This window comes from Bradyrhizobium sp. 132, from assembly GCF_023074185.1.
Taxonomy (GTDB): domain Bacteria; phylum Pseudomonadota; class Alphaproteobacteria; order Rhizobiales; family Xanthobacteraceae; genus Bradyrhizobium.
Genome location: NZ_JADPKY010000069.1, coordinates 1 through 14124, shown reverse-complemented (window position 1 = coordinate 14124; position 14124 = coordinate 1). Strand labels below are relative to the sequence as shown.

The following is a 14124-nucleotide window of genomic DNA, read 5'->3' as shown; positions in this document are numbered from 1 at the left end:
GCGGCCCGGATCTCCCGGCTTGCCAAGACAATGCGGCTCCATCTTCGCCCATTGGGCGTCAGTCAAAACGAATCGGTCCATCCCAAGCTTGAATCACACCAAGCCCCGATGAGAAATCCTGAATCCCAACAGACCCTAGGCAAGCGCATCCTGTGCAGTTCCAGAGGCGTTTATGGAAGGCTGGCGATCCATTTTCGAGATTTTGATTCGGTCAACAGCACGATCGCTTGACGCAGGGAGCTGACACGGAGCTTCGCACGGGCGCTATCCAGGTGAAATCCCGCGGTTCGCTCTGCGATACCGAGAATGATCCCGATCTCCCCAGCCGATTTACCGCGCGCGGACCATTCGAGACACTGGTACTCGCGAGGAGACAGCACCACGCCGCCGACCATGCAATCAATCGTCCAAAACCGTTTTGCATGTTCATGGAAAAAGGTTGCAACTAACCGCAGGCTCTGGGCGTGCTCGACAAGCGCGCGCTCGAAACCAGGTCGACGCTCGTCAGTTGCAAAGCTCAGCGCGGCGATTGCGCCCCTGTCATCGAGGATAGCGAATGTAAACCCGCAGCGGATGCCAAATTTGTCGGCTTCTTCGAACAGAGCGCGTTCAGGCTTCGGCCGATTTCGCACTTCAAATCCAGGCCCCGATCGGAAGGGCTTAGGCTGGCGCATTGCCCGACGTACCACCGGATCGACGGATTCGTAGCCGCGCTGCAGATAGATGACGGTCCAGGAGGGGGATATGTCGAGATCAGGTTGGGAGCACTGCCTGGCTCACGGGAAGAGCGAGATATGCGAAGCACGATAGTTTGAGCGCAGCGGCGACCAAGCCATGCTCTGCTGAGCTGCGTCTCGATGCGCGCTTTCGATCAATCGTTCAGCAGGCCTTTGAAAAACCCGATCCATCTTTGATGAACCCGCGGGCCCCCGCCCTCGCAAGCGCTACTCGTATAGCACTCGAGCGTTGCGAATGGGACAAAACAACGGAGACTCGATTCATTTCGGCATAGAACACTCCTGATCACGAGTGGCTGGATTGGCTGCGGAGCCGCATCAGGTCTTCTCACCTTGTTTGATAGCATCCTGCAACTCGGCAGTATTCGGTTGTCCGTCCGAAATCCTGCAAGCAGGCATGTAAGATCGCCGGATTACTGCGCTATTTGGCCTCTCGCCTCGCAGGTTTGTAACGCTCTTCCGATTACAACGAGCTGCTCACCATGGAGATTGCAAATGAAGGTCGGTGTTCCCAAGGAAATCAAGACGCACGAGTACCGCGTCGGCATGACGCCTGGGGCCGTCCGCGAATACGTGGCCGCTGGCCACAGCGTATTGCTCGAGACGAACGCCGGCGCCGGGATTGGCGCAACAGACGAGATTTACCAAAAGGCTGGAGCAACGATTGCGGCCTCTGCTCGCGAGGTGTTCGCGTCAAGCGAAATGATCGTGAAAGTCAAGGAGCCGCAGCCCTCCGAATGGACGCAGCTGCGAGAAAACCAGATCCTCTTCACTTATCTGCATTTGGCTCCGGATCCGGAGCAGGCGAAGGGCCTTATCAAGTCTGGCTGCACCGCAATTGCCTATGAAACTGTGACTGACGCGAACGGCGGCCTTCCACTGCTTGCCCCTATGAGCGAGGTTGCGGGACGACTTGCGATCGAGGCCGCGGGTGCCGCGCTGAAGAGGTACGTCGGCGGACGGGGACTGCTGATTGGCGGGGTACCGGGCGTGCCACCCGCTCGCATCGTGGTGATCGGCGGGGGCGTTGTCGGCACTCACGCTGCAAGGATGGCGGCAGGCTTGGGCGCTGAGGTCACAATCCTCGACCGTTCGATTCCCAGGCTTCGCGAACTGGATGAGCAGTTCGAAGGGCGAGTACGGACCAGATTCTCGACGATCGAGGCCGTTGAAGAAGAGGTATTTGCGGCAGACGTTGTCATTGGCGCCGTTCTCGTTCCTGGCGCGAGCGCGCCGAAACTGGTCAGCCGAGGGATGTTGAGCTCGATGCGCAAAGGCTCCGTAATTGTGGACGTGGCGATCGATCAGGGCGGATGTTTCGAGACATCGCGGGCGACGACACATGCCGATCCAACCTATGAGGTGGATGGCGTGATCCATTATTGCGTTGCAAACATGCCCGGAGCTGTGCCGCTCACCTCAAGCCAGGCACTCAACAATGCTACGCTACCTTTTGGTTTGTCTCTCGCAAGTAAAGGATTTGCAGCTGTGCTCGAAGATCCGCATCTGCGCGCCGGCCTAAATGTCTATCGCGGCCGGCTAACCTATAAGGCTGTCGCCGAGAGTCTTGGGCTTCCCTTCTCGCCGATCGAACAGGCTGCGGCCTGATCCCAGAGGGTCTGCTGCGGACATTCTCTCGCAGACTTGGGCCACTCATCAGAGTGGCCCTTTTTTTGTGCCGAGTATCAGCCACAGCTTGGAGGTGGAAGTCCTCTAGCAGTCTGCTGAAAAACTATGAAATTGAGAGTTTCTTGTCTTTGTGCGGTCGCTGTCTGGGCGGAGCGCTGGAGGTTGGACGTCGTGTTCGGCCCGCGCCGGGGTCACCCTGGCGCGGGGTAGCTATGTAGCGAGCAGTTTGGGAATGCGCATCAGATTGTAAGGCGATTAGGTTGAGCAGGAAGTCGGCGGTCAGCCGAGCGATGCCGCGATGTTTGGTCTTGCGCATTGTCCCGTGCTGCTTGCCCCAGCCGAAGATGCACTCGACCATGGCTCGCGTGATTGCGACATGCCATAACCCTGATGCCGCGTGGTTCGTTCGTCAATAGCGCTGTTGCGGGTCTTGCCGGTCTTGGTGACGGCCTGGTTCTGTGTCACATGCGGCGTCACGCCGATGGCGCGAAGATTGGCGACATGATCGGCGGTATCGTACGCCTTGTTCTCACCGGCCGTGATGCGGTGGCCCGCGGCTTTGCGTCTTGCCTTCAGCATGGTCTCCGAACCCCGGCGTTCGGCGGTGCCATTGGCATGCGTGACCCTGCCGTCCACCGCGAGCCCATGCCGGTTCTCCACGGTGGCATGGCCCATATGGCAAAGCTTGGCCTCCCGCCCGGCCGCCTTGCGATAAAGCCTGCTGTCCGGGCCGCTGGTACTCGCGTGAGTGCGGCGCGGCAATCAGGATGGAAGTGCAGCGTCTTGTCGCGCGCTTCCCATCCAGATTGTCGCGCTATACTCCGAGCGCGTCCAGCGGTTGCGTTGGCGCAAATAATCGAGCCATGTCGGGCAGTGATAGCGCTCGGTCCACAGCTCGGGGTCGGCGATATCACGCCCAATCGACCAGCCATAGGCGCCGTTGCGTTGCCGATAGAGCTGCACATCCTGCCTAACATTGTGGAAGGCTCGCGCATTTTCCGAAGCCACGCGATACTCGAGCTCAACCACCAGCGGGCCGCTCCGGTATGTCAGCGGAGGCCGCACCTTAGGATCGCAAGCATTTCGGCGTCCTCCCCGCGCTCGCTGATGGCCGGCAGCCAGCGCCCTAGCAGCGGCAAGAGCAGCATCAATCCGGCAGAGGCGAGCAGCGTGATGTCCACACCGACGGCATCGGTGAGGCGACCCCAGCCCCAACTGCCAAGTGCGAGGCCTCCAGAGAACGCAGCCTGCCAAGCTGCAACGCATCGGCCCGCAACCCAGCGCGGGGCCGAAAGCTGCACGTCAATGTTGAACAGCGTCACGTCCATACGCCCGCAAAAACAGAGCTGCGGCTGTCAAGGCCGAATTATGACTGAGCACATCGCCGCGATCGCGCCGCTCATGGACAGTGTGCAGGCACGAACCGTATCTTCGCCGATCTCTATGCCGCGACCTTGGTCGAGAGCTTCTGCACGAATTCCTCACAGATGCTTGCCTGTGCGTAGAGGCGATTGGCGCAGACGCACGTCTGGTCCATGTTGCGGTATTTGGAGACGATGGCGCCCTCGGTGGCGCCCTCGGTGGCGCCCTCGATGGCGCCCTCGATGGCGGCATCGATATGGGGTCGTCGAACTCCACCAAAGGCGCCAGCTCGAGGCCGAGCTTCTTCAGGCCGATGCAGGCCGACCGTAGAGGATCTTGCCGACCTCCGTCGAGCCGGTGAGGCCGACAAAGCGCACGCCGCATGCTCGCACAAAAACTCGCCGATCCTCCCGAATCTCCGGCGATGACGTTGAAGACATCCTTGGGCACGCCGGCCTTCTCAGCGAGGGCTGCGAGCGCAACCGCCGAGAGCGGCGTCTGACTGCTTGGCTTCAGCACCACGGTGCACCTCCGGCGAGCGCCGGCCCTACCTTGCGGGTGATCATCGAGTTGGGGAAGTTCCACGGCGTGTGGCGCCGCAGACGCCAATCGGTGGCGTAATCGCAAGCAGCCTTGCATCCGGGCGCGGCGAGAGAATCGTTTCGCCATAGATGCGGCGCGTCTCTTCGGCGTACAACTCGACATAGGCGCCCCGATATCAAGTTCGCCTAGCGCCTTAGAGAGCGGTTTGCCCTGCTCGGAGGTCAGGATTAGCGCGAGATTCTCGCGATTTGCGACGATCAATTCGTACCATTTGCGCAGGGTGTTGGAACGTTGCTTGGCTGTGAGCTTAGCCCATGCAGGGAGCGCTCGTTCAGCAGCCTCCACGGCTCTCGTGCAGTCGTCGGCTGAGAGCTGCGGCAGTTTGGCGAGCCAAGTGCCGATCGCCAGATTGTTTTTACCGCAAGGCCAGGTGAGCCAACTCAGGCGCCATCAATGTAGCAGGTCTCCCGCCGAAGTGACAGGTCCTTCAGACGCTAGCGAAGGATGGACGAGCCTTGCGTGGATTGTGCGGCGGTGGTCGGGGTCGTCGCCTTGCTCCTGGAGGTCTTCAAATCCGAGCAATCAGGTCTTCGTCGACCGCGAAAAAAGGCCGCGCGAGATACCGCGCGGCCGAGTCAGGGAGGAAACGCCCCGAAGGGCACTGAATAGGAGCTCGGCAAGTAAATGAACTCACCGCGAACTCCAATCTCGCACGAAACGTCGTTAGATCGTGCAAGCGGATATCGGATACTCATTTACCTGAGAGGATTGGAGGCGTTCGTAGCGATATCTTGCAGTTTTTGTGCGCAGATTTCGCAACTTCGCAGCACTTGCTATCTGCAAGCACTTCTCGCGAGAACATTCGAACTTGCGTACTGTTCATTGAAGCATCGAACACTCGCTCGTGTACGCGTCCGTCCCTCGCTCGGTTTCAGGATTTAGGAAATCAATCTAAATTAGTCAGCGCTCGTGACGAGCGGCAGAGAAATGTTGAGCTTGGCGATCTACCAGGATAGCTGCGCGTCGCGACAGTGCGAACCAGCATCGGGCGCCTCCGGACAAGTCATTTGAGGGGCAAAATGCGCAAACTTGCGATCGGAATTCGTTGGAGATCATCCCCGCGTCGCGGATTGTGCGTTGGGCACCGCGAACAGCTGGCACCGCCGGGGATTTCAAGGCCATTGTCACAGGCGCAATCTGCGCTGTCGCCATGCTCCACGGCAGCGTGGCGCAATGTGAGTCGAATGGCAGCAACGAATTCAAAGATCATGTTATATCGTTGTCACAGACCTTCTTGGAATCCGGGCAAATTGCAACCCTCCCTGCGGTCTGTCATCAATCTCTACGCAGCGGGCTTCCAGAACGTGGTCTCGGCCCAACGAAACCTTGGCTTCAGCGAGAATTGAGGAGTTCAAGGCAAGTTACGAATGGTCGTCCGCGCAGTTGAGCATCGGGTGAGCGAGCTCAATCAGCCTCAGCGCCCGATATTGATGCTGAAGATGCGTTGCCACGACAATGAATTGATGTTGCGCGGCGAGGACAAAGCCATCGCGATGAAGATCGTAAAAAAGAGCGCCTCCGGGGCTGGGCTCCATCACGGAGGTGGTTCCTCGGCACCGACGTGGCGGAGCGAGAGCATCACAACTATCGTCGTGAGGAGGACACGGCCGCGACGTCTCGGGCATCAAAGAACAACGGCAACTGTGGTGAAGTTCATAGTCTTGGAATCAGCTAGTAGTTCATTTTAAAGCGTCAGCGTGCTTCCTCGTGCTACTTCTTTGCTCCTTGCGGAGTCGCCAAGCGTTGGACGCAACGACCACTGCGCTTTTGCGTGCTGTTCTTGAGCAGGTTTGCGAGAGTCTGCCTCGCAGCGAAACGGGCACTCGGGCCCATGTCGCTTCCAAGATCTTGGACGCCGCCAAGACAGGTGAGATCACGGCGGACCGCCTTAGGCAGGTCGGCATGGAAGCTCTTCGCTCTGCGCCAACGATGTGGCGGTAGGTGCGGACAATACTGATAGTGCTCATTTGAATTTCCAGGTCACGGCCTTGAAGATCCTAGTGAGTTACCCGGACGTGTTCGCATCCATGCGGGACCTCAAGCGAGACATGGCCATTTTGGTCACGAGCGGTCCCGATGGGGCGGCGCGCACCAAGAGAATGGGCGCACGCGTGCCCTACCTCGACGTTTTGCAACGACTCGTCGCGCGTGTGAATGGAGGGTGGCGCGTAACGGACAAGGGACGAGCGGTGCTCGAACGGATGGAGCCGCGCCCTAGCACGCCCCAAGTCCAGCCAGAGGACACGAGAGCTTGTGAGCTGCCATCGCCAGTGCCGACACGATCCCATTCTATCGAACTACGTTGGGACGAGCCTGAACGACTGGGGCGGCGGCCGGTCCTCTGAGAGCCGAACGTGCGCGCCGCACTCTTAGACCGGACTAGGCGATCAACGCAAAGCCCGACAATCGGTTGCCGAAGGAGAATTTTCGATGGCGTTGTGAGCTTCGAAGTTTTATTGGAGAGCTGAAACGAGAAGTGCTGATATCTCAGCATATATTGGGGAAAGGTGCTGTTGCTTTGATCAGGTCCAAGATCCCGCCATGCGCAGTGCGCCATTATTTTCGGCGCCCCAGCCGTTGGCTGGGGCCACGGCGCAGGCGCGGCCAAGTGGGACGGAGTGCCGGGAGTCTCGCCGCCTCTTAACGGCAACAGTATCTGAGCGCTGATGCCGCTCGGCATAAAGCGATCGATGGGCGATACGCTTGGTTCGCATTGACTCACGTCAATTCGCTCCCGCCTCGTTCTTGAAACATCCCTCTTAGACCGTCGTTCGCGAACAACGCCTAAGGTGCTGATTACTCTGCGGACCTGCCGGTTGCGCCACCCTCAGGCTGTCGGCCAGCAGAAGCTCGAGCTTGTCACCAAAGCGCTTGCGCCGATGGCTGAGATCCGAGCGCTCATGCTGGAAAAATGCCTCGCCGGTAAAGTGCTGAGAATACGCATCATGGACCTAGCGATCGCACACGCCTGGTGGGGAGCCATAATGTGCTTGCGCAGGAGCAGCAGCCCACAGCACATTACTCTCATGTTTCAGCCCTTCGTCTTCTTATGGAACTTAAGTAATTTAAGGCATCGTATCGCCTCTGAGATCAAAGATTATAATTCATTTTTTGACTGCCGACCTGCCAACTTGGCCAGCTTGATGTGCCTCGCGAAGAGCTCTTCTGCTTCTTTTCTGACGGAATGGAATGATTGACAGCACTGAGCGGTGTGATCCTGATGCATTTTGACAGTCGCAGGCCCTTCAGCTGCTCGGAGGCACGGAGCAGGGCGACGCTGCTGCCGGGACGATGCCCTGCTCGATAGCCTCGCGGGTCGCATGCATGTGAAGGAGCGCAAGGATCGCGTTGATGATGCGCGACCGAAGAAGCCGAAAGCGAGGGAAGAAGGCGATCTGTTTCGTGTCAGGTTCGATCAGATCATCAACATGAAGCACGAGCTGGTGCACCTCGCCGGCAAGGTCGAGTGGGATTGGATCGATGCGCAGATTGCACCCCTGTACAGCGACAAGGGCCGCCCTGGGATCGAGACCCGCTTCGTGCTTGCGACTCAAGAGTTTCATGAGGTCAATTTTCTGGACCGCGATGCATACTTGTGTGGGTTTAGCATGCTCCCGCGAGTTGGCGCGCAGGTGAGCCACAATGTTTGACAACACGGAGACGACCTGGTCGACCTCTTGGAGGGTTGTCTCACGCGGTAGGGACAAGCGCACCGCCGTGCAGGACATGCGATGGCGCGATTGAGCAGGATCCGCAGGCTGATCCGAGCGAAGCCGCTCTCTTGATGCGGGCCTTTCGCAAGAAAGATCTCGAAGAGCCGATCGTGGAATCCGAGTATGAAACGCCCTAGGGCGGTTGGGATCAGAATGGCCAATAGTGGATGCTCGATCTGCCCGAAATGGCGAGCGACACGCCGCTCCCGATCACAATAAATGCCATAACTCGGGGGAAGACAGGGGGACCGATGAAGGCGCTGCCGCGAATTGAGTTTGTCAACGCAGCCGACGCGAAGGCGATTCCTACTGATCTTAGGGTGAGGATGAGAGCTCAGCATTGTTCCGTATCTCGGACCTGACCTCACCGAGTTGATCGCACCAGATATGCCAATGACACAGGAGGCCTTCTGCCTTCTCCAGCAAAGTTGCGCTGTCGCGCCAGCCCAAAGGCAACGTCTGGGATGTCGAGAGCGACTCACACCGCTCCACCGTGACGGCATTGATGGTCCAGCCGTTCGCGCGCGGGTGGAGCCGACACCACTGCATCATCATCTAGCATCCTTACTACTACCTGTGATGGTCGAATCTTGGTACGACGGCCCGATGCGGACGGCTCTGCGGTACACGCGACGGATGGCGTGAGGTGCAAGGTATCGCGCGCTCCGGCACCCACGTCGATTGCTGGCATCCAATCTACGACCCGGCAGGCCAATAGGTGATCATGCCTCGGCGGCCCCATTGGCCTACTGTGCTGCGCAAGCCGCACGGCAGCGTGCTGCCGGTCAAGAGCTATCTAATTACTGACGCTGGATTATGTTGAGGTTCTGACTGAAATGGGCATCCAGACAACCAGTTCCCGACCTCATCAAGGAAAGGCGGAACGGACGGAGCGTCCTCTTCTTCGGCTGTCTCTTCACTGATCTGCTTTTGCTATTTATGCGCGGCAGATCGCCAAACGCTCGGCTGACGTCCATTACGCGCTCGTCGATCCGCAAGCACTCTCACGCAACGAACTCTGCTTTCTGGTCGAGCAACACCTGACACTGGTCGCGATATGGCCCCGCACGCGATAGAGATGTTGAGCGCCAAGTAGCGGCGCGAGGTGGTCGTCCCGCCGCTGTCCGCTAGTAGGAAGAGGTCGCATCGCAAGCGACTGGTGCGTGTTGGGAGATTTCACGCGAGCTCAATGAGAACCCAACGGCCATCTCCGTCACAATTGCGACGCCTGTCGCATTTGCGACCTGTGAACTGTCGCTGACGCGTGCACAACTGTGCGGATCAAGTCTAGCTAACTCGTTCATACGGCGGGAATGCCATCGCCATCCGAGATGGCACGCGAGTTGCTAACTCTCGTTCTGTGGCCGCTCAGGCTGGTCGCCATGGGCACACTTGGTAGAGAATTGAATATGAACGCTGTTGCCGGACGCGGAAAACATGTCGAAGATGCTGAGGATAGCGGCGGGATCCGCCGATTATAAGGGTTCCCGGAGCTCTTCGAAGAATGGCAAAGGGAGCTATGGGTCACAGGCTGTCCCAGGCGATCTGCCGCCCGGAATCTGGGACAAAGTTAGGACTCATCCCTGCTATAGCGAAGAAGCTCATCAGCATTACGCTCGCATCCATGTCGCGGTCGCGCCGGCGTGCAATATTCAATGCAACTACTGCAATCGTAAGTACGACCGAAAGCTGCTCGCGGTAGCCACCAGAATTCCGCAGCTGACCGTGCTCGGTATCGTCGGCCCCGGCGATGCCTTGGCCGATCCGAAAATGACTTACCATGCCACAGATCTCCGTGCCCGAGTACGGCACAGCATTCGGGCTCAAAGGCCAAGCGCGGCGACGCCGCGATCCCGCAAGAACCGCTGATCTCGGTCGCGTAAGAGGTCGTATCTATGCCATTCAAGATCGTCGCCTCGCAATGTACGCGTTCCTCGGCTTGTGAACCCTTATACCCGAATGTTGCAACGTCGGAGAAGGCTGGAAACTTCGTAATTGAATCCCAGAAGTGCACCGAATGCATCGTCTACTTTGACGAGCCGCAGTGTGTCGCTGTCTGTCCAGTTGAAAACACCAACGTCATCGATACATCAGTGCCGCCTTTACCACGCGCCTGCCTAAAAGGGGATGTGCTCGTGAACTTCGTGCCGAGCTCCGTCACTCCAAAGTCGCGAGTATCGCCGTATGCAGTGAGGGCGCCGCAGGCGTCGACTTGCAATTTCCTGTCATGGCCATGGATTACTCAGGATCGATCGCCAACATCGGTGCGTAGGCGGCGCCCCGGGTCCCCTAAGAAAGTCACGGAGCGCAACGGTCCAAAGTTGCGCCTCGATGCCGAGCACCCGCTAAGCAGCGCTGTCACCGATTTGACCCACGCCTCTGTGCTGACGGGCCTGTTCTTCGCCGAGCCAGCCGCATCGCCTTGCAATGTCGAAGGGGCCACCGGTCAGAGGAGGAAAGCTGCCCATGAACCTGGACCCAGTCATTCCACTATCAGGCAGCAAGGGAGCATTGGTCGTACACACGCGGCTCGACGAAAGTCTGCTACCCGAAGCCGAGGATCAGCAACGGCAGAACGGGATCTTCTATCGTCTGGACGGAGTGGCCGAAAACATCTGCTCGAAGCAGAGGCGTTGGCCTCTGCCCCGATCGAGCTCTACCGCTTCCACTTCTACAGACCCGCTGGGCTAAGACGTCGGAGGTGGCAAAGCTCTGCATTTTATAGCGTCTGTCGGGTCGGAACGCAGCGCATCGCGCCGCGCCGGCTTGGCTGGGTGATGAATGATGAGGCGATTGAGTTTCGCCGCATGGTGGCACGACGTATGCGGCCGCTTGCCACGGTGAACGACCCGGATACCTCCGTGCACCTCGAGTACGCGCAGCGACCTTCACCTCATTTGGTAACCGCTCTGAACCGCGAAGCTGAACGGCATGCCCGCTACGAAGTGGCGAGTCGCATCGCGGATGACGAGTCGGCATGTCTCATCGCAGACAAGGACAATATGCTGCAGAAGAGCACCTCTGCTCGCGTCTCCGTGCGCCCTGCAGGTTCGCGAGGGCGCGGTGCATGAACATGATCGTTTCCGACAGTGATGTGGTCCAGCTAAGCGGGCGGCCCGCGTTCAGCTTTGGCGAAAAGGTGAGGGCCAGCAGTACCATCCGCAATGACGGCACCCTTTGCGGCAAGGAGATCGGCGACATTCTGGCCAAGAAGGGCGACCTGGGTTACGTCGTTTCCATCGGTACGTTCCTGCAGAAATTCTATATCTACGGTGTCGAACTTCTTGAAAGTGGCTACCGCGTCGGCGTGAGGCGCAAAGAGGTCGGACCGGTCGACGAGGGCGTAGATGATCTGCCATTGCCGGAAGTGGCTGTGTCATGACAGAGCCGCGCATTCCAAAATATCGATCGGGCCAGCGCGTGAAAACGGCAGCCAATCTCATCAATGACGAGTCAGTTGCCACCGCGCCGCCTGATGGGATCCTGGTCGCCGCCGGTGCCATCGGCGAGATTGTCCGGGTCGCGATGCATACCGAAGCAAGCGTGCCGATTTATCTTGTAGATTTTGGTGAGCGGCTGGTCGTTGGTTGTCTTGAAGAAGAGATCACAGTCCTTTGAGGGGATGTTCTCGCAATGAGAGTGTCGAGAGAGGTACCGGTCGGGCTGATCCCGCATCCGAACGAGCTAGATCGCAAGCGGATCGAACGTGCTTTGATCTCCCGCAAGCACTCGCCGAGTGTGACGCCGGTAAAGGCTGGGTATCTCATTGAGAGTCCCTGCTGCTCGCGCAATATTGACAACGATGGCGGTCAGATCGATGTCGCGCTGTTTCATTACGATGCCGTGAGCGGGATCTGGAAACTGTTCTTCAAGAATCATGCGCGAGGAAGCTGGAAATTCTACAGCATTTTCCACCGGCTTGCGTCGGCGATCGACGAATTGAACACGGATCCCGAGCGGCTGTTCTGGCAGTGATGCTCATTGGCAACAATCATAAGGAGTCACAATGGCGCTCGCCATAGAACAATTGATCGAAATCGAACGCCTGCTTGAGACAGCTAACACAGACACTAGCGCCGTTGCTGACCTAAGGCGCCGCTTTCCGCAGCTCACCTTAGTTCGATGTGATGCGTCGGATGTGACGCAGCAGCCATTCCGGCGTCTTCCGCAGTTTGACCTGCATCTAATCGATGGATCTGACCACTGCATGCAGATTATGGACGACCAGGCGCGAGCGACTGGATTGGTGCTGGCTAGAAGGCATGTTGGGGGGTGATCGGCACTGGACCCGCAGAGAATCGCCTCGACGACGCGGAGGCGGTGAATGCAATTCCGCTCTCGCGTCCTGATATCATTGTTGCCGACTCTCGGCCGTCGAAGCGCTACTGTGTTCGCAGCGAATTTCCAGTCGGTCGGCGACTGAGATGCTCGAACGAGCTTTCGCGATCTATGTTGGCCGCAAGCATAGCCTTGCGGTTCCAAACGCACGATTGGGCTCCTGCTTGGCCTGAAGGCGCTCGGTATCGAGCGGGAGGAAGAGGTAATCGCCTCTTCCTATTCGTTTCTCAGACCGTGCATGCCGTCAATCTGGCGGACGCACGGGGGAGTTTGCCGACACCGAATGTTGGTCCGAAACGTGCCTCAAGACAATGCCGTAGAACGCATGAGGCCTAACACACGGGCGATTATCGCCGCCAACCCGAACGGGCCACCCGGCACCAATGCAGGTGCGAAGTTTAAGTCGCTGCGCGAGGTCCACCCCAAAGGGGGCGAAACTGAACACGCCACAATCGAGCAGCTCACCGGTCTCTAAACCTGGCAAAAAACGGGAACGATATGAATCCGCAGATCATCATTCACGTCCGCTTCGCTCCGAATGGCAGGGTGATCCAGATCAGCGAGCGCCCGGCGAGGCTCACGCCCGACCAATGGTTTGATGTTCTCAAGACCCGAGCCGGCTCTGCCTATCGCCCACTGTCCCGTGGCCGTGGCGTTTTTCGGGTGACCCGGGCCGCAGTTGATACCTTCAAGCAGAAACTGTGACGCCGGCATTTAGCGAAGAGATCATCGATATCGTGGCTAGCCACGATATCGGGGTGTTCGCAGGCTGTCCAGCCGATGCGATCGAGCGGGTGGCGCCAGGGCGTGCAGTCTGTCGCAGATGGAAGACATCGGCGATGGGCCTGCCGGTTACAATTCTTGTGATTCCTTCGGCAATGACTATTTCGATGATGTCAATCGTTGCTGGCAGGACGGAGTTTGGCTTGGCATCGGTTACTGCGGGTTGTTTTCCCCGGATCGGTCATGATTCAGATACAACGGAACGGCGCGACCTTGGAGGTCGACAGTGGGTTTTGCATCGGGGCCCCGTAATGGACACGCGCTTAGATCGGTTGCACTCCACGCTGTAGTCGATCCGAGTGTCGGGGGGCGAACATTCGCGATGCATCGGCTTTGCGAAACACCCACGTGCCGGCGGTCTCGTTCCTCCGATAACCTATCGACAGGCCTCGTCCTATCGAAACCAAGAGGGGCGTTTCGCGCACCGGCTCGTCCAGCCGCGCACTGCGGTTTTAAGCGTCTTGTCCCTGATGCGCCTGACCCATCGCCGATGCCTCAGCTTCATTCCGAAAGTGTCCAGCCGGAGTCCAGTGGACAAGCATGTATACGGGACTGACGGACGCCAGCGCACTCGAATCCTTGAGACGGCCGGCAATTTGAAGATCTCTATAACAGGGCGTCGTGTCCTTCTCAGTTGCACAAGAACAAGCTTCGCTAAGAAGCATGCGTTGGCCGCGGGAGGAGCCTATGTGATTGAGACAAAGGCTCGCTAGCGTTTTCCTTGCTGCGGAGCCTTTAGCGCCGTCAGCTTTTCGAAAGCTGTACAAGCGGAAGACACCGCTCAGCATATGTTAGGTGAATCATTCCGTTCACGTCGGGATACGCGAGAAACGACAAGTCTGAGTTGGCAGCTGAATTAGGGTCTGTTGGGATTCATCTGGAGTTTATCGCGGCCGCGGCCAGATAGATCATTGAAGTGAAGCTCTGGTCGGTCTTGTCGGCGCGCATTGCGATGCGCT

Annotated in this window: 11 protein-coding genes and 6 pseudogenes; 12 read left to right on the top strand and 5 right to left on the bottom strand. The window is 58.4% G+C overall.

From position 1 onward, the window contains the following. Positions 1–170: 170 nt before the first annotated feature. Positions 171–746 (bottom strand): LuxR family transcriptional regulator, encoded by a 576-nt coding sequence (locus IVA74_RS41155; RefSeq protein WP_346730939.1) that lies wholly within the window; start codon positions 744–746, stop codon positions 171–173. Between the two features lie 486 nt (positions 747–1232). Here IVA74_RS41155 and ald point away from each other — a divergent pair, with 486 nt between their 5' ends. Then, positions 1233–2345 (top strand): alanine dehydrogenase, encoded by a 1113-nt coding sequence (ald, locus tag IVA74_RS11055; protein ID WP_247342790.1) that lies wholly within the window; start codon positions 1233–1235, stop codon positions 2343–2345. 300 nt (positions 2346–2645) lie between these two features. Here the strand turns inward: ald and IVA74_RS11050 are convergent, their stop codons facing one another. From IVA74_RS11050 to IVA74_RS11035, 3 genes and pseudogenes are all read right to left on the bottom strand, one after another. Continuing rightward, the gene (locus IVA74_RS11050; RefSeq protein ID WP_247342787.1) at positions 2646–3041 is read right to left on the bottom strand and encodes a hypothetical protein; all 396 of its coding nucleotides are present in this window, start codon (positions 3039–3041) and stop codon (positions 2646–2648) included. A gap of 150 nt (positions 3042–3191) precedes the next feature. Beyond that, positions 3192–4762 (bottom strand): annotated as a pseudogene (locus IVA74_RS41150) (aldehyde dehydrogenase family protein); the annotation flags it as partial. A gap of 930 nt (positions 4763–5692) precedes the next feature. After that, positions 5693–5869: a hypothetical protein gene (locus IVA74_RS11035; RefSeq protein WP_247342784.1), complete on the bottom strand. Its 177-nt coding sequence runs from the start codon at positions 5867–5869 to the stop codon at positions 5693–5695. Positions 5870–6074: 205 nt separating this feature from the next. Between IVA74_RS11035 and IVA74_RS11030 the strand changes: the two genes are divergently transcribed. Together IVA74_RS11030 and IVA74_RS11025 are read left to right on the top strand one after the other, a co-directional pair. Next, positions 6075–6272: a hypothetical protein gene (locus IVA74_RS11030; protein WP_247342781.1), complete on the top strand. Its 198-nt coding sequence runs from the start codon at positions 6075–6077 to the stop codon at positions 6270–6272. 26 nt (positions 6273–6298) lie between these two features. Beyond that, on the top strand, positions 6299–6676 hold the full coding sequence (locus IVA74_RS11025; protein ID WP_247342776.1) for a hypothetical protein: 378 nt from the start codon (positions 6299–6301) through the stop codon (positions 6674–6676). Positions 6677–7093: 417 nt separating this feature from the next. On the opposite strand, the pseudogene IVA74_RS11020 reads toward IVA74_RS11025, so the two are convergent. After that, positions 7094–7297, bottom strand: a pseudogene (locus IVA74_RS11020) (IS5/IS1182 family transposase); the annotation flags it as partial. Positions 7298–7726: 429 nt separating this feature from the next. Between IVA74_RS11020 and IVA74_RS11015 the strand changes: the two are divergent. The 9 genes and pseudogenes from IVA74_RS11015 to IVA74_RS10975 all read left to right on the top strand — a co-directional run. Then, positions 7727–7876 (top strand): annotated as a pseudogene (locus tag IVA74_RS11015) (IS5/IS1182 family transposase); the annotation flags it as partial. A 239-nt stretch (positions 7877–8115) separates the two neighbouring features. Next, positions 8116–8280: pseudogene (nifT, locus tag IVA74_RS11010) on the top strand (putative nitrogen fixation protein NifT); the annotation flags it as partial. Between the two features lie 1201 nt (positions 8281–9481). Further along, a pseudogene (locus tag IVA74_RS11005) lies at positions 9482–9847 on the top strand (nitrogenase cofactor biosynthesis protein NifB); the annotation flags it as partial. A gap of 92 nt (positions 9848–9939) precedes the next feature. Continuing rightward, positions 9940–10143, top strand: a pseudogene (locus tag IVA74_RS11000) (ferredoxin); the annotation flags it as partial. 968 nt (positions 10144–11111) lie between these two features. Further along, positions 11112–11426 (top strand): nitrogen fixation protein NifZ, encoded by a 315-nt coding sequence (locus IVA74_RS10995; protein WP_247342771.1) that lies wholly within the window; start codon positions 11112–11114, stop codon positions 11424–11426. After that, positions 11423–11662, top strand: a complete 240-nt coding sequence (locus IVA74_RS10990; RefSeq protein WP_247342767.1) for a nitrogen fixation protein NifZ — start codon at positions 11423–11425, stop codon at positions 11660–11662. The genes IVA74_RS10995 and IVA74_RS10990 overlap by 4 nt, the downstream gene beginning before the upstream one ends. A gap of 15 nt (positions 11663–11677) precedes the next feature. Continuing rightward, complete coding sequence (locus IVA74_RS10985; protein ID WP_247282154.1) at positions 11678–12019, top strand: DUF3024 domain-containing protein; 342 nt, start codon at positions 11678–11680, stop codon at positions 12017–12019. A gap of 31 nt (positions 12020–12050) precedes the next feature. Next, positions 12051–12320: a DUF6129 family protein gene (locus IVA74_RS10980; protein ID WP_247342764.1), complete on the top strand. Its 270-nt coding sequence runs from the start codon at positions 12051–12053 to the stop codon at positions 12318–12320. A 560-nt stretch (positions 12321–12880) separates the two neighbouring features. After that, the gene (locus IVA74_RS10975; protein WP_018459463.1) at positions 12881–13087 is read left to right on the top strand and encodes a hypothetical protein; all 207 of its coding nucleotides are present in this window, start codon (positions 12881–12883) and stop codon (positions 13085–13087) included. Positions 13088–14124 lie beyond the last annotated feature (1037 nt).

Bases quoted from the DNA above. Each gene is read 5' to 3' on its own strand.
- IVA74_RS10980 (WP_247342764.1), top strand. From the start codon at position 12,051: ATGGCGCTCGCCATAGAACAATTGATCGAAATCGAACGCCTGCTTGAG.
- IVA74_RS10995 (WP_247342771.1), top strand. From the start codon at position 11,112: ATGAACATGATCGTTTCCGACAGTGATGTGGTCCAGCTAAGCGGGCGG.
- IVA74_RS10985 (WP_247282154.1), top strand. From the start codon at position 11,678: ATGAGAGTGTCGAGAGAGGTACCGGTCGGGCTGATCCCGCATCCGAAC.
- IVA74_RS10990 (WP_247342767.1), top strand. From the start codon at position 11,423: ATGACAGAGCCGCGCATTCCAAAATATCGATCGGGCCAGCGCGTGAAA.
- IVA74_RS10975 (WP_018459463.1), top strand. From the start codon at position 12,881: ATGAATCCGCAGATCATCATTCACGTCCGCTTCGCTCCGAATGGCAGG.
- ald (WP_247342790.1), top strand. From the start codon at position 1,233: ATGAAGGTCGGTGTTCCCAAGGAAATCAAGACGCACGAGTACCGCGTC.
- IVA74_RS11050 (WP_247342787.1), bottom strand. From the start codon at position 3,041: ATGGGCCATGCCACCGTGGAGAACCGGCATGGGCTCGCGGTGGACGGC.